The sequence below is a fragment of the Bartonella sp. AC130YNZD genome, assembly GCF_042196865.1.
Lineage (GTDB): Bacteria > Pseudomonadota > Alphaproteobacteria > Rhizobiales > Rhizobiaceae > Bartonella.
Window position 1 is genome coordinate 1 of the sequence record NZ_JBHIQZ010000106.1, and the last position, 1,252, is coordinate 1,252.

Annotated in this window: 1 protein-coding gene; it reads right to left on the reverse strand. The window is 35.1% G+C overall.

The window, feature by feature from the left end:
* The coding region (locus ACFINU_RS09915) for a type ISP restriction/modification enzyme (RefSeq protein WP_375667675.1) at positions 1-1,252 on the reverse strand (1,252 nt) is incomplete at both ends.

The following is a 1,252-nucleotide window of genomic DNA, read 5'->3' on the forward strand; positions in this document are numbered from 1 at the left end:
ATAAATGGGATTGTTTTTTGTTTTTATTCTTTGAAACTGTAGTGTCTTCGTAAATATAGCGTGGAAAGCATTGACCATTATGCACAACATGAAGATCAAGTATAGACTTAGCTATCAAAACAGAAAAACCTGATTGAGTTCCCATGCCTGAAATTTGTATTACCTTATTTTCAACCGCTCGTCCTATCGGAAATATATGCGGCATTTTATAAACCATTTCATTAAAGGCGCGATTATAATAGAGCCATTGTTTCGTAAAAGGACGATAAAGGCTTTGAATAAGGCATCTATCTTCAAGTTCAAAGATTTTTCCTCTTATTAATTCTTGTTTAAGAGCGCGACTCCAACTTATTTTTCTTTCATCAGCATTAACAAAATTGTCTACAGTTTTAGTACGTGTTTTACCGTCATTATGTGTATAAGCACCATTAAAATGCTCCACTTCACTATTGTAAAAAGCAATCATATTACTCATATTCTTCGCGAGAGTTTCACGACTTGAATTGTATACCCAAGCATCCCGACTCGTCATAATACCGCGAGAATAAGTTTCAAATAGCTTTTTATCATCCCCTTTTTTAACACCTAGAGCTAGGAATGTCTTGAAACTGTCATCACGTTGATTGATCCAATCACCGTACTTGTCTGGTGTAATTATTTTCCAACCGTTTTCAAGTGTAATACCACCAACACTACCAAAGTATTGAAGCCTCTCAAGTTTTTTTTCGGTGGAAAGATTATTACCAATGTCATGATAGTAAATTTTACAATCTCCAGAAACATTGGGATTTTTTATAAACAAGGTCACGGCAATACCCGTCATGCTACCATTGCCAAAAACATTCCCTCCTTCTTGAGCGTTATTTTTATTCATCATATTTTTACGGATATCACCTCGTAAATTAAGTACATAAATACTCGTAAATTCTTTGGCTAAAGATTTTCGTAAACTATCCATTGCTGGCTTTTCTATATAGCTTGAACCAGAAACAAAACCGATTACCCCAGCATTATCAATACGGTCACTCGCCCAACGAATAGCACGTATATAACTGTCATAAAGCGCTCGTATATTACTTGCTTTCGATTGAGCCGCATAAGTTTCACTGATCCGTTTATCTAATATCGGGTAGGGAGTGTTCTTTGCATTATCATTTTCATTTTTTTGTCCTACCGAATAAGGAGGGTTACCAAAGATAACTTGGATATCCAGTTTCTTTTGATGCTCTAAATATTCACTGTTTTCTTTGAA